This window comes from Bradyrhizobium sp. RT6a (genome assembly GCF_040547675.1).
Taxonomy (GTDB): domain Bacteria; phylum Pseudomonadota; class Alphaproteobacteria; order Rhizobiales; family Xanthobacteraceae; genus Bradyrhizobium.
Genome location: NZ_JBEPQC010000001.1, coordinates 1,971,428 through 1,988,723, shown reverse-complemented (window position 1 = coordinate 1,988,723; position 17,296 = coordinate 1,971,428). Strand labels below are relative to the sequence as shown.

At 64.4% G+C, this 17,296-nt stretch carries 15 protein-coding genes; 12 read left to right on the top strand and 3 right to left on the bottom strand.

Annotated elements, in window-relative coordinates; all coding sequences use genetic code 11:
* The first annotated feature begins 34 nt into the window (after positions 1-34).
* The 8 genes from ABIC03_RS09440 to ABIC03_RS09405 all read left to right on the top strand — a co-directional run bounded on the left by ABIC03_RS09440 (position 35) and on the right by ABIC03_RS09405 (position 11,284).
* Positions 35-3,172 carry an efflux RND transporter permease subunit gene (locus ABIC03_RS09440; RefSeq protein ID WP_354057346.1) on the top strand — a complete coding sequence of 1,046 codons (3,138 nt, stop codon included), beginning with the start codon at positions 35-37 and terminating at the stop codon, positions 3,170-3,172.
* Between the two features lie 35 nt (positions 3,173-3,207).
* The gene (locus tag ABIC03_RS09435; RefSeq protein WP_027516353.1) at positions 3,208-3,807 is read left to right on the top strand and encodes a TetR/AcrR family transcriptional regulator; all 600 of its coding nucleotides are present in this window, start codon (positions 3,208-3,210) and stop codon (positions 3,805-3,807) included.
* Positions 3,808-3,984: 177 nt separating this feature from the next.
* A complete protein-coding gene (locus ABIC03_RS09430; protein ID WP_027516354.1) occupies positions 3,985-4,608 on the top strand; it encodes a flavin reductase family protein in 624 nt (207 codons plus the stop codon).
* Between the two features lie 167 nt (positions 4,609-4,775).
* Positions 4,776-7,043, top strand: a complete 2,268-nt coding sequence (locus ABIC03_RS09425; RefSeq protein ID WP_354057344.1) for an acyl-CoA dehydrogenase — start codon at positions 4,776-4,778, stop codon at positions 7,041-7,043.
* Positions 7,043-8,326 carry an acetyl-CoA C-acetyltransferase gene (locus tag ABIC03_RS09420; RefSeq protein ID WP_354057342.1) on the top strand — a complete coding sequence of 428 codons (1,284 nt, stop codon included), beginning with the start codon at positions 7,043-7,045 and terminating at the stop codon, positions 8,324-8,326. The genes ABIC03_RS09425 and ABIC03_RS09420 overlap by 1 nt, the downstream gene beginning before the upstream one ends.
* A 2-nt stretch (positions 8,327-8,328) precedes the next feature.
* A complete protein-coding gene (locus ABIC03_RS09415; protein ID WP_354057340.1) occupies positions 8,329-10,425 on the top strand; it encodes a 3-hydroxyacyl-CoA dehydrogenase NAD-binding domain-containing protein in 2,097 nt (698 codons plus the stop codon).
* 36 nt (positions 10,426-10,461) lie between these two features.
* Entirely contained in the window at positions 10,462-10,872 is a 411-nt protein-coding gene (locus ABIC03_RS09410) for an acyl-CoA thioesterase (protein ID WP_354057338.1), read from the top strand.
* A 220-nt stretch (positions 10,873-11,092) separates the two neighbouring features.
* Complete coding sequence (locus ABIC03_RS09405; RefSeq protein WP_008137732.1) at positions 11,093-11,284, top strand: hypothetical protein; 192 nt, start codon at positions 11,093-11,095, stop codon at positions 11,282-11,284.
* 141 nt (positions 11,285-11,425) lie between these two features.
* Here ABIC03_RS09405 and ABIC03_RS09400 read toward each other — a convergent pair whose 3' ends face one another.
* Positions 11,426-11,887, bottom strand: a complete 462-nt coding sequence (locus ABIC03_RS09400) for a nuclear transport factor 2 family protein (RefSeq protein ID WP_354057336.1) — start codon at positions 11,885-11,887, stop codon at positions 11,426-11,428.
* A 154-nt stretch (positions 11,888-12,041) separates the two neighbouring features.
* Here ABIC03_RS09400 and ABIC03_RS09395 point away from each other — a divergent pair, with 154 nt between their 5' ends.
* A complete protein-coding gene (locus ABIC03_RS09395) occupies positions 12,042-12,716 on the top strand; it encodes an HAD family hydrolase (protein ID WP_354057334.1) in 675 nt (224 codons plus the stop codon).
* Between the two features lie 91 nt (positions 12,717-12,807).
* Positions 12,808-13,650 (top strand): DeoR/GlpR family DNA-binding transcription regulator, encoded by an 843-nt coding sequence (locus tag ABIC03_RS09390; protein ID WP_354057332.1) that lies wholly within the window; start codon positions 12,808-12,810, stop codon positions 13,648-13,650.
* A gap of 3 nt (positions 13,651-13,653) precedes the next feature.
* On the opposite strand, the gene ABIC03_RS09385 is transcribed toward ABIC03_RS09390, so the two are convergent.
* Both ABIC03_RS09385 and ABIC03_RS09380 read right to left on the bottom strand, forming a co-directional pair.
* A complete protein-coding gene (locus ABIC03_RS09385) occupies positions 13,654-14,070 on the bottom strand; it encodes a type II toxin-antitoxin system VapC family toxin (protein ID WP_354057330.1) in 417 nt (138 codons plus the stop codon).
* Positions 14,070-14,318 (bottom strand): type II toxin-antitoxin system prevent-host-death family antitoxin, encoded by a 249-nt coding sequence (locus tag ABIC03_RS09380; protein ID WP_354057328.1) that lies wholly within the window; start codon positions 14,316-14,318, stop codon positions 14,070-14,072. The genes ABIC03_RS09385 and ABIC03_RS09380 overlap by 1 nt, the downstream gene beginning before the upstream one ends.
* A gap of 290 nt (positions 14,319-14,608) precedes the next feature.
* Between ABIC03_RS09380 and glpD the strand changes: the two genes are divergently transcribed.
* Both glpD and ABIC03_RS09370 read left to right on the top strand, forming a co-directional pair.
* Positions 14,609-16,159 (top strand): glycerol-3-phosphate dehydrogenase, encoded by a 1,551-nt coding sequence (glpD, locus tag ABIC03_RS09375; RefSeq protein ID WP_354057326.1) that lies wholly within the window; start codon positions 14,609-14,611, stop codon positions 16,157-16,159.
* Positions 16,156-17,295 carry an ABC transporter ATP-binding protein gene (locus ABIC03_RS09370; RefSeq protein WP_354057324.1) on the top strand — a complete coding sequence of 380 codons (1,140 nt, stop codon included), beginning with the start codon at positions 16,156-16,158 and terminating at the stop codon, positions 17,293-17,295. The genes glpD and ABIC03_RS09370 overlap by 4 nt, the downstream gene beginning before the upstream one ends.
* Position 17,296 lies beyond the last annotated feature (1 nt).

The window sequence follows — 17,296 nt, the reverse complement described above, 5'->3', positions numbered from 1 at the left end:
GTTTTTTTGCAACCGGATCTCTTTGGAGAGTGCGATGAAGCGCTTCAATCTTTCGGCCTGGGCCGTCAGCCATCCGACGCTGATCCTGTTCCTGATGCTCATTCTCGGCGTCGCCGGGTTCTTCTCCTATCAGAAGCTCGGCCGCGCCGAGGATCCCTTCTTCACGGTGAAGGTGGTCAACGTCTCCGTGCTGTGGCCGGGCGCGACCGCGCAGGAAATGCAGGCGCAGGTCGCCGATCCCATCGAGAAGAAGATCCAGGAGCTGCCTTACTTCGAGAAGGTCCAGACTTATTCCAAGCCGGGCTTCACCGCGCTCCAGGTGACCTTCCGCGATTCCACGCCGCCGAAGGACGTGCCGTATCTCTTTTATCTGTTGCGCAAGAAGTTGGCCGACGTGCAGGGCCAGCTGCCCTCGGGGATTTTGGGACCCGTCGTCAACGACGAGTTCTCCGACGTCGATTCCATCCTCTACATGATGACCGGCGACGGCGCCGACTACGCCCAGCTCAAGAAGGTCTCTGAGGGTTTCCGTCAGCGCCTCCTGAAGGTGCCGGGCGTGACCAAGGTCGACGTCTACGGCAACCAGGATGAGCGTATCTTCGTCGAGTTCAGCCATGCCAAGCTCGCCACGCTCGGCATCACGCCGCAGGCGCTGTTCGATTCGCTCGCCAAGCAGAACAATGTGACTCCGGCCGGCACGGTCGAGACCTCGTCGCAGCGCGTGCCGCTGCGCGTCACCGGTGCGCTCGACGGCGCCAAGGCCGTCGCCGAAACTCCGGTCGAGAGCAACGGCCGCGTGTTCCGTCTCGGCGACATCGCCACCGTCACCCATGGCTATGTCGACCCGCCGAGCTTCATCGTGCGCCAGGAAGGCAAGGCCGCGATCGGCATCGGCGTCGTCACCGCCAAGGGTGCCAACATCCTCGATCTCGGCAAGGAGGTCGAGAAGGCGACGGCTGAATTCATGAAGGCGGTGCCGCAGGGCGTCGATATCAAGCTGATCGCCGACCAGCCCAAGGTGGTCGAGCACGCCGTCAGCGAGTTCGTGCACTCCTTCATGGAAGCCCTCGTCATCGTGCTGTTCGTGTCGTTCCTGGCACTCGGCTGGCGCACCGGCATCGTGGTCGCGCTGTCGGTGCCCTTGGTGCTCGGCATCGTCTTCGTCGTCATGAACACCATGTCGCTCGACCTGCACCGCATCACGCTCGGTGCGCTGATCATCGCGCTCGGCCTGCTGGTGGATGACGCCATCATCGCGGTCGAGATGATGGTGGTGAAGATGGAGCAGGGCTGGGACCGCATGCGTGCGGCGTCCTTTGCCTGGGAATCCACTGCGTTTCCGATGCTCACGGGAACGCTGGTCACGGCCGCTGGCTTCCTCCCCATCGGCTTTGCCAATTCCGCGGTCGGCGAATATGCCGGCAGCATCTTCTGGATCGTGGCGATCGCGCTGGTCGCATCCTGGTTCGTGGCGGTGATCTTCACGCCCTATATCGGCGTCATGCTGCTGCCCAACATCAAGGTGCACCACAATCACGATCCGCACGCGGTCTACGAGACCCGCATGTATCGGGGCCTGCGCGCCATCGTGCAGTGGTGCGTCAACCACCGCATCACGGTGGTGGCTGCGACCGTCGGCGTCTTCATCGCCTCGATCGTCGGATTCGGCCACGTCCAGCAGCAGTTCTTCCCGCTGTCCGAGCGCCCGGAGCTGTTCCTCCAGCTTCGCCTGCCCGAGGGCACCGCCTTCAACGTCACGGAAAAGGCGGTGAAGAAGGCCGAGACCATGCTCAAGGACGACAAGGACATCGAGACCTACACGGCCTATGTCGGGCAGGGCTCGCCGCGCTTCTGGCTCGGCCTCAATCCGCAGCTTCCGAACGAGGCTTTTGCCGAAATCGTCATCGTCGCAAAGGGCGTCGAGGCGCGCGAGCGCATCAAGGCCAAGCTTGAAAACGCCGTCGCCGACGGTGCGCTCAACGAAGCCCGCGTGCGCGTCGACCGCTTCAATTTCGGTCCTCCCGTTGGTTTTCCCGTGCAGTTTCGCGTCATCGGCCCCGACGCCCACAAGGTGCGCGAGATCGCCTATCAGGTCCGCGACGTCATGCGGCAGAACAAGAGCGTCAAGGACGTCCAGCTCGACTGGAACGAGCAGTCGCCTTACCTCAAGCTCGTCGTCGACCAGGACCGCGCCCGCGCCATGGGCCTGACCCCGCAGGACGTGTCGCAGGCGCTGTCGATGCTGATATCGGGCTCACAGGTGACGACCGTGCGCGACGGCATCGAGAAGGTCGGCGTGGTCGCGCGCGCCGTCTCCTCCGAACGGCTCGACCTCGGCGCAGTCGGCGATCTCACCATCACCTCGCGCAACGGCGTAGCCGTGCCGCTGCAGCAGATCGCCAAGATCGAGTATGCCCACGAGGAGCCGATCATGTGGCGGCGTAACCGCGACATGGCGATCACCGTGCGCTCCGACGTCGTCGACGGCGTGCAGGCGCCCGACGTCACCGGCCAGATCGCGCCGAAGCTGAAGGCGATCAAGGACAACCTCGAGCCTGCCTACCGCATCGAGGCGGGCGGCGCGTTCGAGGAATCCGCCAAGGGCAACGCCTCGATTTTCATTCTCTTCCCGCTGATGGTCATGGTGATGCTGACGCTGCTGATGTTCCAGCTGCAGAGCTTCTCGCGCCTGATCCTGGTGTTCCTGACCGCGCCGCTCGGCATTGTCGGCGCCTCCTTCGGGCTCAACATCGCCAACGCCCCGTTCGGCTTCGTGGCGCTGCTCGGCCTGATCGCGCTCGCCGGCATGATCATGCGCAACGCGGTGATTCTGGTCGATCAGATCGAGACTGACGTCTCGCACGGCCTGACCCGCCGCGAGGCGATCGTCGAGGCCACCGTCCGCCGGGCCCGCCCGGTGGTGCTGACGGCGCTCGCCGCCATCCTCGCCATGATCCCGCTGTCGCGCTCGGCGTTCTGGGGGCCGATGGCCATCACCATCATGGGCGGATTGTTCGTTGCGACCTTCCTCACGCTGCTGTACCTGCCGGGCCTCTACGCCCTCTGGTTCCGCAAGAGCCTGGACGAGGCGGGCACGCCTGAGCAGCCTGCCGCGCCGCAGCATGGGAGCGATGACCAGCACGCAATTCCGCTTGCTGAGGCGGCTGAATAAGTGAAGATAAACTGCTGATTGACGAGTCCTGACAGATGACACTGGTTTCGGAACATATCGAAGGCGACACCCGGGATCGTATTCTCGAGGTGGCTGAGCGGCTGTTCCGCCAGATCGGCTATCTCAAGACCACGGTCGGCGACATCGCCAAGGAGCTCAAGATGAGCCCCGCCAACGTCTATCGTTTCTTCGAATCGAAGAAGGCGATTCATCAGGCGGTGGCCCGCTCGCTGATGGGCGAGGTCGAGCTGGAAGCGCAGCGGATCGTGGCGAGGCCCGGTCCGGTGCTGCCGCGCTTCCGTGAGCTGCTCACCACCATCCATCGCATGAACACCGAGCGCTATGTCGGCGACAATAAGCTGCACGAGATGGTCGAGATCGCGATGCAGGAGGACTGGGACGTCTGCGTCAACCACATGGAGTGCATTGCCGGAGTCATCGGCCAGATGATCGCGCAAGGCGTGGCCTCCGGCGAGTTCGAGGCACCGGACCTGCAACTGGCCGCGCTGTGCGCCTGCACGGCGATGATGCGCTTTTTCCACCCCCAGATGATCGCCCAGTGCGCTACCAAGCCGGGCCCGACCATCGACCAGATGATCGATTTCGTCATCGCGGGATTGTCCCCGCGGCACTGACGCGGCGGCGAATTTCCTCCTATAAGCAGGCCCACCGCCCCGGAATGACAGCTGGTGCGGGCAAGGACGGATCAACAAACTCCGTCATTGCGAGCGTAGCGAAGCAATCCAGACTGTCTCTGCGGAGGGATTCTGGATTGCTTCGCTGCGCTCGCAATGACGAGAAGGAAACAGCGCGTGACCGACAAAGACCTGCACTTTTACGAGCCCGCCAAGGGCCACGGCCTCAAGCACGATCCCTTCAACGCCATCGTCGCGCCGCGGCCGATCGGCTGGATTTCGTCGCGCGACACCAAAGGCCACGTCAATCTCGCCCCCTACAGCTTCTTCAACGCGTTCTGCTATGTCCCCCCGATCATCGGCTTCTCCTCCACCAACTGGAAGGACACGGTCGAGAACATCCAGCAGACCGGCGAGTTCGTCTGGAATCTCGCCACCATGGACCTGGCGAGGCACATGAACGCGACGGCGGCGCACGTCGGCCCTGAGGTCGACGAGTTCGAGGTCGCCGGCCTCACGGCTGTGCCCGGCAGGCTCGTCAACGTGCCGCGCGTCGGCGAGAGTCCCGTCGCCTTCGAGTGCAAGGTGTCCGACATCGTCCGGCTCAAGGGCGCCGACGGCAAGGAGGCCAACGCCTGGCTGACGCTCGGCGAGGTCGTTGCCGTTCACATCGACAAGGCCATGATCAAGGACGGCGTCTACCAGACCGCCGCCGCCCGCCCGATCGTCCGCGCCGGCCGCAGCGGTGATTATTTCGAGATCAAGCCGGAAAATATGTTCGAGATGGTGCGGCCGGATTAGATCGGCCGACCTCCGTACTCCCGGAACTGCCACCACGCCTCGGCCGTTATGGCCTTGGCGGCTGCCCGGCCGCGTCAATTCGCGTCTTTTCGCAGGTGAAGTGTTCACCGCCGCCGGCCACTTTCCGCTAAAATGCCCGATCACCGCGCCGATGCATGAGGTCCGCCATGAGCTTCCGCCGCGACAGCCTGACAAAGCCGATCTTCTCCTGGGCGCGCGGCGTGCTGCCGGCGATGTCGGACACCGAGCGTGAGGCGTTGGAGGCCGGCGACGTCTGGTGGGACGCCGATCTCTTTACCGGCAACCCTGATTGGTCGAAGCTGCTGAAGGTCAAACAGGCAACGCTGACTGAAGAGGAACAGGCCTTCCTCAACGGCCCCGTCGATGAGCTCTGCGCCATGCTCGACGAGTGGAAGATCTTTTGGGAATGGCGCGACCTGCCGCCCGATGTCTGGCACTTCATCAAGCGCGAAAAATTCTTCGGCATGATCATTCCGAAGGAGTTCGGCGGCCTCGGCTTCTCGCCTTATGCGCACTCGGAAGTGGTGCGCAAGATCTCGACCCGCTCGATTGCCGCCGCGGTGACGGTGATGGTGCCGAACTCGTTAGGCCCTGGCGAACTCCTGATGCACTTCGGCACCAAGGAGCAGCAGCAGCGCTGGCTGCCGCGTCTTGCCGACGGCCGCGACATTCCCTGCTTCGGCCTCACCAGCCCCGAGGCCGGCTCTGATGCCGCCTCGATGGTCGACACCGGCGTCATCTGCAAGGGCACCTTCGAGGGTCAGGAGGTGCTGGGTCTGAAGCTCAACTGGCACAAGCGTTACATCACGCTCGGTCCCGTCGCGACGCTGCTTGGTCTCGCCTTCAAGGCCTATGACCCCGATCATCTGGTGGGAAGCCAGGAAGAGCTCGGCATCAGTGTGGCGCTGATCCCGACCAACCTTCCGGGCGTCGAAATCGGCAAACGCCATCTGCCGTCGATGCAGGTGTTCCAGAACGGTCCGAATTGGGGCCGCGACGTCTTCATTCCGCTTGACTACGTCATCGGCGGCCAGGCGCGGCTAGGGCAGGGCTGGAAAATGCTGATGACGGCGCTCGCCGCCGGCCGCGGCATCTCGTTGCCGTCGCTCTCCGCCGCCGGCGCCGCCTATGCCGCCCGCACCACCGGCGCCTATGCCCGCATCCGCGAGCAGTTCGGCATCTCGATCTCCAAATTCGAAGGCGTCGAGGAGCCGCTCGCACGCATCGTCGCGACCGCCTATCAGCTCGACGCGGCGCGACGGCTGACCTGCGCCGCGCTGAATGCCGGCATCCATCCGGCCGTCATCTCGGGCATCATGAAGCTGCACGCGACCGAGCGGATGCGCACCGCGGTCGACGACGCCATGGACATCCATGGCGGCAAGGCCGTGATCGACGGTCCGCAAAACTATCTCGGCAATCTCCACCGTGCCGTCCCTGTCGGCATCACCGTCGAGGGCGCCAATATCCTCACCCGAAATCTCATCGTGTTCGGACAGGGCGCCATCCGCGCCCATCCTTATCTGCTCGACGAGATGGATGCGCTCGCGGATGCCGATCGCGAGCGCGGGCTCACTGCCTTCGACAAGGTGTTCTGGAAGCATGTCGGCCACAGCTTCGAGACACTCTTGCGCGCGTTCGGCCGGAGCTGGAGCTTTGGCGTCTTCGCGCTTGCACCCGACGCCGGTGACGCCAGGCCATTCTATCGTCAGCTCTCGCGCTACTCCGCGGCGTTTGCCCTCTGCGCCGATATGGCGCTGTTGACGCTCGGCGGCGCGCTCAAGCGCAAGGAGATGCTGTCGGCGCGCCTCGGCGACATCCTGTCCGAGCTGTACCTGCTCTCGGCCGCGCTCAAACGCTGGGAGGACGAGGGCCGGCAGAAGGAGGACTTTGCCGCGCTCGAATGGTGCATGGCGACGGGCTTTCGGACCATCGAGAACCGGCTTGCGGAGATTCTCGCCAATCTGCCGAACCGCTTCGTCGCAGGCATCCTCAAATTCGTGGTCCAGCCATTCGGCGCCCGCGTGCTGGGTCCCTCGGACCGGGTTGTGCATCAATGCGCGAGCTTGGTGCTGGAGCCGTCGGCCGCGCGCGACCGCCTCACGCCCGACCTCGCTTATGTCGACGACGATGGCGGCTTCGCCCGGCTGGAGCGTGCGTTCAACCTGGTCGCAGGTACGGACGCCATCGCCAGGCGAATGCGCGCGGCGCATATGAGCGACTGGAAGGATGCGGTGGCCAAGGGTGTGATCACGCAGGCCGAAGGCGAGCAGCTGGCCGCGGCCCGCGAAGCCGTCACTGAAGTGATCGATGTCGACGATTTTGCGCCGGAGGCGCTGTCGCCGATTTACAAGAAAACCGGCGACGTGCATCAGTTCTTCCAAGAGCTCGGTGAACAGAGGGCGGCGAGCTGATGGCACGACCGGTTTTCATCGTCGACGGCAGCCGGACGCCGTTTTTGAAGGCGCGTTCGGGGCCGGGGCCGTTCACGCCGGTCGACCTCGCCGTGCAATGCGGCCGGCCGCTGTTGGCGCGCCAGCCGTTTTCGCCTGATAGCTTCGACCAGGTCATCCTCGGCTGCGTCAACGTGATCGCGGACGAGATGAACCCGGCCCGCGTCGCCGCGCTCCGGCTCTGCATGGGCGAGGACATGGTCGCCTTCACCGTGCAGATCAATTGCGGCTCGGGCATGCAGTCGATCGACACCGCCTATCGCTACATCCGCGAGGGCCATGCCGACATGATTCTCGCCGGCGGCACCGAGGCGCTTAGCCACGCGCCGCTGGTCTGGCCCAATTCCGGCGTGCGCTGGTTCGCCGGCCTTGCCACCGCCAAGGGCGTCGCCGCGAAGCTCGCTGCCGCCTTCAAGCTGCGGCCGCGCTATCTCAAACCGATCATCGGCCTGGAGCGCGGGCTGACCGATCCCATTACCGACCTGAACATGGGCCAGACGGCCGAAGTCGTCGGCCATCTCTTCGGCATCACCCGCGCGCAGTCCGATGCCTATGCCGCCGAGAGCCATCGCCGGCTCGCGCATGCGCAGGCGGAAGGTTTTCTCAAGGGCGAAGTCGAAACGGCGTTCTCCCGCGACGGAAAATTCTTCGACCATGACGATGGCGTGCGTCCGGACTCGACGGCCGAGTCGCTGGCAAAACTGAGGCCGGTGTTCGAGCGTCCCTGGGGCCAGGTCACTGCCGGCAATTCCTCTCAGATCACCGACGGCGCGTCCTGGGTGATCCTGGCGTCCGACGAAGCGGTCGCCAGGCACGGTCTGACGCCGAAGGCCGTCATCGTCGACAGCAACTGGGCCGCACTCGATCCTGCTATCATGGGCCTCGGTCCCGTGATGTCGGCGACGCCGCTGCTGAAGCGCAACGATCTCACCATCCAGGACGTCCAGACCTGGGAGCTGAACGAGGCCTTTGCCACCCAGGTGCTCGGCTGCCTCGCCGCCTGGAATGACGACAAGTTCTGCCGCGAGATTTTGGGGCTGGACGGCGCTGCCGGTGAGATCGACCGCGAAAAACTCAATGTCGATGGCGGCGCTATCGCGCTCGGGCATCCCGTCGGCACCTCCGGCAATCGCATCGTGCTGCATCTCGTCAACACCATGAAGCGGCTCGGCACGCGGCGCGGCGTTGCCACCGAATGCATCGGCGGCGGGCTCGGCGGCGCCATGCTGATCGAGGCGGTGTGACCATGGATTCCAAGATCATGACCGCGCTCGGCGACCGCGTGCTGGAGCTCGGGCCCAAGTCCGCGCCTGACAGTCCTTACGGCCACTTCAAGCTGACGCGCGATGCCGACGGCGTCGCCTGGCTGCTGTTCGACCGCGCTGACGCCAGCGCCAACACGCTGTCCTCGGACGTGATGGAGGAGTTCGACGCCGTGCTGGCGGCGATCGAGACCGAGCGCCCTGCCGGCCTCGTGATCCGCTCCGCGAAGCCGTCCGGCTTCATCGCGGGCGCCGACGTCAACGAATTTCGCGGCGCCGGTGATGCCGCAATGGTGGAGACGCGGATCCGCGCGGCCCATGCGGTGGTCGACCATCTGGAAGCGCTGAAGCTGCCGACGGTCGCGGTGATCCATGGCTTCTGCCTCGGCGGCGGGCTCGAAGTCGCGCTGGCCTGCCAGTCGCGCATCGCCATCGACGGCGCCCGCTTCGGCTTCCCTGAGGTGATGCTGGGGCTACATCCCGGTCTCGGCGGCACCGCGCGCTTCACCGCGCTGGTCAATCCGACCCAGTCGATGGCGCTGATGCTGACCGGCCGCACCATCGATGCCCGCCGCGCCAAATCGCTCGGCCTCGTCGACACCGTGACGCAGGAGCGCCACGTTCGCAATGCGGTGAAGGACGCACTGTTTGGCCGGGTCAAGCGGGCGCGGCCGGGCTTTCTGACGCGCGCGGCGAATTTCGGCCCGGTGCGCGGGCTGCTGGCCAAACGCATGCGCTCGGAGGCCGCGAAGGCCGCGTCCCGCGAGCATTATCCGGCGCCCTATGCCTTGATCGATCTCTGGGAGACCCATGGCGGCCGCAAGGCCGCGATGCTCAAGGCAGAGCAGGCCTCGTTCGCCAAGCTGATGGTGACGCCGACTGCGCAGAATTTGATCCGCGTGTTCTTCCTGCGCGAGCAGATGAAGAAAGCGGCAGGCTCCGGCAACACGATCAAGCATGTCCACGTCATCGGCGCCGGCGCCATGGGCGGCGACATCGCGGCCTGGTGCGCGGGGCAGGGGCTGCGCGTCTCGCTCGCCGACATGAAGGCGGAGCCGATCGCGGGCGCGGTCAAGCGCGCGGCCGAGCGTTACGGCAAGATCATCCGCAAGCCGACCGACGTGCGCGACGCGCTCGATCGCCTGATCCCCGACATGGACGGGGAGGGCGTCCGCAACGCCGATCTCATCATCGAGGCGGTCCCGGAGAAGCTCGAGCTCAAGCAGAAGGTCTATGCCGGTATCGAGCCGCGGATGAAGCCGGGCGCGATTCTCGCGACCAACACGTCGAGCATTCCGCTCCAGGATTTGCGCACCACGCTGGCGCGGCCGGAGCGGCTGGTCGGCCTTCACTTTTTCAACCCGGTGTCGCGGTTGCAGCTGGTCGAAGTCGTCAGCCATGACGGCAACGATGCGCAGGTGCTGAAGCAGGCACTCGCCTTCGTCGGCGCGATCGATCGGCTGCCTTTATCGGTGAGGAGCTCGCCGGGCTTCTTAGTCAACCGCGCGCTGACGCCCTACATGCTGGAAGCGATGGTGATGCTGGACGAGAAGATCGACCAGCGCCTGATCGACGCTGCCGCGGAGCAGTTCGGCATGCCGATGGGGCCGATCGAACTGGCCGACCAGGTCGGGCTCGACATTTGTCTCGATGTCGGCGACATGCTGCGCACCAAGTTCGGCGATCTGCTGCCACCGACGCCGGCCTGGCTGCGCGAGAAGGTCGCCAAGGGCGAGCTCGGCCGCAAGACCGGCAAGGGCTTTTACGTCTGGCGCGAGGGCAAGGCCGAGAAGGCGCCGTTGCCCGAGACCGGTCCGCGCGTCACCGACCAGATGATCGACCGCCTGGTGCTGCCGATGTCCAACGTCTGCGTCGCGGCGCTTCGCGAGGGTATCGTCGATGATGCCGACATGGTCGATGGCGCCATGATCTTCGGCACCGGTTATGCACCGTTCCGTGGCGGTCCGTTGAACTATGCGCGCACGCGCGGCGTGGATCACGTCGTATCCACTCTCCGCGCGCTGGCCGGCAGATTCGGCGAGCGCTTTGCACCGGATCCGGGCTGGGACAATTTCAAGTGAAAAGTTTCAAGTGAGCAATCTTCAAGTGAGAGAGGCATGAACGAACAAGCCAATGCCGGGCCGGGCGGCGATCTCTGCATCCGCACGCTGGCGATGCCTGCCGACACCAACGCAAACGGCGACATCTTCGGCGGCTGGCTGCTCAGCCAGATGGATGTCGGCGGCGGCGTGTTTGCGTCAAAGGTCGCAAAGTCGCGCACCGTGACCGTCGCCATCGAGGCGATGAATTTCCGCAAGGCCGTCTATGTCGGCGATCTCGTGTCGGTCCACGCCCACCTCGTTCGCGTCGGGCGCACCTCCATCACCGTGCATCTGGAAGCGTGGGCGCTACGCCGCGGCGAGCAGCAACCGTTCCTCGTCACCGACGGCAATTTCACCTACGTCTCGATCGACGAGCACGGCCGCCCGCAGCCGGTTCGCCCGGCCGACACCGCGATCGCGACGTAATCGCGCGCGGCCTTGCGCCTCATCCCTGATGCGTGCGGCACCGCCAAACGCGGCGCGACTGAGTCACGACGCCGCGGCTTTGCCAAGAACCAGTCATAAAACGGATGAGGTCCCGGCGTACTCAGTTGCCTGTCGATTCGGGGTGGAAACGGCCTCATATGCCCTAGGAACCTTTGGGCAGAGCTGCCGTTATTTGCCCGCACTGAGGAATCTACGGGCCATGCCGGACAGCTACATCATCGAAGTTAATTCAGAGACCGCGGGAATCGTTGTTCGTGGCCAGGGCGGCTATTGCTTCTTCGCCTCGTCCCACCAATTCAACCGTCTCGAAGGCCAGCTCTTCCGCAACGCGCGCGAAGCCGAGCGCGCCGCGCGCAAGCTGGTTAACGGTGATGTGAAGGAAGCGGCGTAAGCGCAGCTGTCATTCCGGAGCGCGCGTAGCGCGAGCTACGATGCGCAATTGCGCATCTGAGAATCCATTTTGCCGCAGAGAATGTCGACGAACGCATTCCGGGCCCGCGCCTTTTGGCGCGTCCCGGAATGACACCGTCAATCACAACTTCGTCGCCGCTCGTGAGAGCAGCTTCCAGTCGTCGCCCTGCTTCTGCCAGTTCATCAGGATGTGAAGGTTGGTCGGCACTTTTTTCCCATCGGCGGCCATCTCCTGTTCCGCCACCCAGTGGAAACGCACGATCGCAGCGGGGCCGACAACCTTGATGGTCGGGTCCTTGTACTCGATCGACAGGAATTTGGATTTGCCGTCGGTGGCGTTGGTGACGAAAGTCGCCTTGTCCTCGACCTTGCCGCTAGAATGGCTGTAGCTCACCTCGTCGGCGCAGAGCGCGCCGAGCGCCTTGGGATCGGCCGCCATCTGGGCGAGACGGAACGCCTCGACCTTTTTCGCCACGGCCTCCTCGTCCGCCGAGGCTGCCAGCGCCGGTGTCGTGAGCGCTGAGACTGCAAGAGTGGAGACAGCAAGAGTCGAGAGAGCCAGATCGCGTCGGTTGATCGTCATCGTTTCCTCCTTTTTGATCTTGCATGGAGTGTTGCAGCCGCGCGCGACTTTGTCGAGTGTCGCGTCGTGGTCATTCACGTGCGTCATTGCGCGATTGCCGCTGTATTGATACGGCTTTCGTATTGATGCGTCATATATTCGGGAAAGTACGGACATGATCGAGGCTATCGGCAGGGCGTTGCTGTTCGACATCGACGGTACGCTCGCCAACACCGATCCGCTGCACCTGAAGGCCTTCAATCAGGTGTTCGGCCCTCGCGGCCATGTCTTCGATCACGCACGCTTCTCCAGGGAGCTGCAAGGTTTCGCGAATATATCGATCGGCGAGCGCTTTCTGCCCGACGAGGCGCCGGAACGGCGTGCCTTGATCCTAGATGAGAAGGAGGAAGTCTTCCGCGAGCTCGTCGCTGGGCAGATCGAGCCGCTGCCGGGCCTGATGGCGCTGCTCGACAGGGCGGATGCGGCCGGTATTCCCATGGTTGCCGTGACCAACGCCCCGCGGCTCAATGCGGAGATGCTGCTGTCCGGCCTCGGCATCACGGACCGCTTCAAGGCGCTCGTAATCGGCGCCGAGCTGTTGCACGGCAAGCCGCATCCGCTGCCTTATCAGGAAGGGTTGCGCTTTGCCGGCGCCAGCGCGATGGCCTCGATCGCGTTCGAGGACTCCCGCACCGGCGTGCAATCGGCCGCAGCGGCCGGCATTCCGACCATCGGCATCCGGACCAGCCTCAGCCACGCCGATCTCGTCGCCGCCGGGGCTATCGCCTCCGCCAGCGCCTTCGACGATCCCACGCTGCTCGCGCGCCTCGCTGCCGCGATGGCGTGGTGAGGACCTTCGTCCGTTAACCGTGATCGGCGCGCGCATTGACCGAAGGCGCGAGCCGCCGCACCATGCAGCTTCCTGACCTAAGGCTATCGCCGTGACCGGACTGACTCATCGCCAAGCCGAAATCCTCAACATCGCGCGAGCCTCGGGCCGCGTCATGGTCGAGGAGCTGGCGCGCCGGTTCGAGGTCTCGGCGCAGACCATCCGCAAGGATCTCAACGATCTCTGCGAGCGGAGATCGCTGACGCGCATCCATGGCGGCGCCATCATCGCCTCCGGCGTGGAAAACCTCGCCTACGAGGCGCGGCGCTTCGTCGCCGCCGACGAGAAGAAGGCGATTGGAGCCGCGGCCGCTTCGCTGATTCCGAATGGCTGCTCACTGTTCATCAACATCGGCACCACGACCGAGGAGGTCGCGAGCGCGCTGACCTCGCACGAGGATCTCCTCGTCATCACCAACAATCTCAACGTCGCCATGCTGCTCTACCGCCATCCCCGCATCGAGGTGGTGGTCGCCGGCGGCACGGTGCGGCGCGCCGACGGTGCGGTGGTCGGCTCGACCGCAACGCAGCTGATCGGCCAGTTCAAGGTTGACTACGCCATCATCGGGGCGTCCGCGATCGACGAGGAGGGCGCGCTGCTCGACTTCGACTATCGCGAGGTGCAGGTGGCGCAGGCCATCATTGCCAACGCCCGCAGCGTCATGCTGGTCGCTGATTCCACCAAGCTCCGGCGCAGCGCGCCGGTCCGCATCGCGCATATCAGCCAGATCCAGACCTTCGTCACCGACCAGGAATTGCCCGAGCGCCTCGCCACTATCTGCCACGGTAAGGGCATCGAGGTGATGGCGGCGATGCCGAAGGCGGCGGATGTCGATGATGCCCAAGGCGAGGCACAAGAAGCGCCCGAGGCGGCGCCGGTGGTGCGGCTGAGGTAGAATTCATGCGGCGTCCCATGGATTGAGTAGCGGGACGCCCGTTGGTTCGAAATCCCCCACATTGCGCGTGACAACCGTCAAGCCGTGAACAAGCGCGGTCGCTGCGATGAGAGCATCGCGTTCCGCCCGGGGGTTGGGAACGTGAAGTTGCGCACAGCGCTGCGCCACGGCTGTATCGATGGCCAGGATTCGCCCCTCAAAGCGAACCAGAATTTGGCCATCGATCCAGGTGCGCAGGACGGCACCTTGCGCCGCGTCTTTGCGCTCGATCAAGCGCGCGCCCAGCTCAATTTCGAGGATCGAGATGGCAGCCATGAAGAAATTCGCCGCGGGAATTGCATTGGCCCATGCGAAGACGTTGCGATCAGCTTTATCTGGCCGCCTCAGTTCGGAAATGACATTGGTGTCCAGCAGAAACATCAGTCGAGATCGGCAGCCCTAATCTCACCTGCCATGCGAGGCGGATCGAAATCGAACTCCGCGCTCACTTGCCCAAGAGCCTCGGCAAGGCTCATGTGCCCGCCGCTCAGACGCAAATATTCCTCGATTGAGAGCAGGACGTGGGCCGGACGGCCGCGGTCCGTAATGAAGACGGGCCCCTGCGATGCGGCCTTTTTCGCGCCGCTGGTGTCTTGATTGAATTCCCGACTGGTCAGGGTGGTCACCATCGTCAGCGCCTCCTCGCCGTGGCAGTGCCATACCGCCAAGTATATGTAGACATGTTGCTACATTCAAGGGGTTGAGCGCTCTGGTTGATGCGAGCCATGCCCGCATGCGATTCGATCGAGCCCTTTGCCCTCAAATGCGGCGCTCGGTCTGGCAATTTCTCCACCTCATTGGCGCCGACAAAGTTCCGCTTTCACTTCCTTCCGCCTCTCTTTCATCTTGCTTTCGTTTCTCGGTGTGATCTAATCAAAAACGAAAGTAACCGCTCGATTGAACGGGCGGTCGCCGGGGGATGCGTCTGTTGGAGCGTATTTTCGACCTCGCCATTATCGGAGGCGGTGTTAACGGCTGCGGCATCGCGCGCGACGCGGTGGGCCGCGGCAACTCCGTTTTCCTGTGCGAAATGAATGATTTGGCGAGCGGGACGTCGTCCTGGTCGACCAAGCTGGTGCATGGCGGCCTGCGCTATCTCGAATATTACGAGTTTCGGCTGGTCCGCGAGGCGCTGATCGAGCGCGAGATCCTCTGGGGCATCGCGCCCCACATCATTCGCCCTCTGCGTTTCGTTTTGCCGCACCATGCGGGCTTGCGGCCGGCCTGGCTGCTGCGCCTCGGCCTCTTCCTCTATGACCACATCGGCGGCCGTCATCTGTTGCCGGCGACCCGCTCGGTCGACCTTCGGCGTGACGAGGTCGGCCGCCCGCTGATCCCGAACCGCTATGGCCGCGGGTTCGAATATTCCGACTGCTTCGTCGATGATGCCCGTCTGGTCGTGCTCAACGCACGCGACGCCGCCGACAAGGGCGCCGAGATCCGCACCCGCACCCGTGCGACGGATATCAAACAGTCAGACGGCATCTGGACCGTCAGCATGATCGACACGCTGACCGGCGCGCGTTCGTCGATCCAGGCCCGTGCGCTGGTCAATGCCGGCGGTCCCTGGGTCGAGGATGTGCTCGGCCGCGGCGCCGGCGTCAACGCCAAAGCCAAGGTGCGCCTGGTGCAAGGCTCGCACATCGTCGTGAAAAAGCTCTACGACCACGACCGCGCCTACATGTTCCAGAATGCCGACGGCCGCATCATCTTTGTCATTCCCTATCAGGACGATTTTACGCTGATCGGCACCACCGACCGCGACTATGACGGCGATCCCGCCAAGGTGAAGGCGACGGCCGAGGAGATTCAGTATCTCTGCACGGCGGCAAGTGAATATCTGGCCAAGCCTGTCACGCCCGATGACGTGGTCTGGACCTATTCCGGCGTCCGTCCGCTCTACGACGACGGCGCCAGCGAAGCCAAGGCCGCGACACGCGACTATGTGTTCGAGCTCGACACGCCCGGCGGCGTGCCGCTGCTGTCGATCTATGGCGGCAAGATCACGACCTACCGCCGCCTCGCCGAGGAGGCGCTGGAGCGGCTCGCGCCCTATCTTCGCAGTGCGAAAGCGCGCGAAGGCTGGACCGGCAAATGGCCGCTGCCCGGCGGCGACATGGGCGTGTCCGATGTCGACGGTCTGATCGCCGAGCTTCAGCGCGGCTATCCCTTCCTCAGCCACGAGCACGCGCGGCGCCTCGCGCGCGCCTATGGCACGAGGGCGATCAAGCTGCTTGGGGATGCGAAATCGGCGGCCGATCTGGGCCAAGCCTTCGGTGCGACGCTGACCGAGCGCGAAGTCCGCTATCTCATGGCCCACGAATGGGCAGTTACCGCCGACGACGTTGTCTGGCGCCGTTCCAAGCTCGGCCTGCGACTAAGTGCCGATGAGATCGCGGCGCTTGACGACTGGATCAGGACCCACGCCGTGCAGCAAAGTCCCCTGCTGGAAGCGGGAGGACGCTCATGACCGTGACACTCGATCACGTGACCCGGACTGTGGACGGTATCCCACACATCCGCGACGTCTCGCTGACGCTCGAGAGCGGCACGCTCAACGTGCTGCTCGGGCCGACGCTGTCGGGCAAGACCTCGATCATGCGGCTGCTCGCTGGCCTCGACAAGCCGACATCGGGCAAGCTGCTGGTCAATGGCAAGGACGTCACCGGTGTCGACGTGCGCCAGCGCTCGGTCGCCATGGTCTATCAGCAGTTCATCAACTACCCCTCGCTGTCGGTTTACGAGAACATCGCTTCGCCCTTGCGCGTGCAGGGCAAGCCGCGGGCCGAAATCGAGGCGCGGGTCGCGGAAGCGGCCCGGCTGCTCAGGCTCGAGCCGTTCCTGAAGCGCACGCCGCTCCAGCTTTCCGGCGGCCAGCAGCAGCGAACCGCGATGGCGCGCGCGCTGGTGAAGGGCGCCGACCTCGTCCTGCTCGACGAGCCGCTCGCCAATCTCGACTACAAGCTCCGAGAGGAGCTGCGCACCGAGCTGCCGCGCATCTTCGAGGCGTCCGGTGCGATCTTCGTCTATGCCACCACCGAGCCGACCGAGGCGCTGCTGCTCGGCGGCAATACGGTGTGCATGTGGGAGGGGAAAGCGCTTCAGATCGGCGAGACGCCGAACGTCTACCGGCGGCCCCAGACCTTGCGCGTCGCGCAGGTGTTCTCCGATCCGCCGCTCAATCTCGTCGGCATCGAGAAGAAGAACGGTTCCGTGCAATATGCGGGTGGCATCGCCGCGCCGGCGTCCGGTCTTTATTCCTCGCTCGCCGACGGCGCCTATCGCGTCGGATTTCGTGCCCATCAGCTCGCGCTTGCCAATGGCGAGACTGACCGCCACGCCTTCCATGCCACGGTAACGGTGACCGAGATCACCGGTTCGGAGAGTTTCGTGCATCTGACCCGCGATGGATCGAATTGGGTGGCGGTGCTGCACGGCGTGCACGAGTTCGAGCCCGGCCAGACGCTCGATGCCGTGCTCGATCCCAACGACGTTTTCGTGTTTGATGCTGCCGACCGGCTGGTCGCGGCACCCGCCATAGCGTTTTCAAGCGAACCGCGTAGCGGTTCGCGTGAAGAAGACGCGTCAACAAATAAAGTTTCTTGAG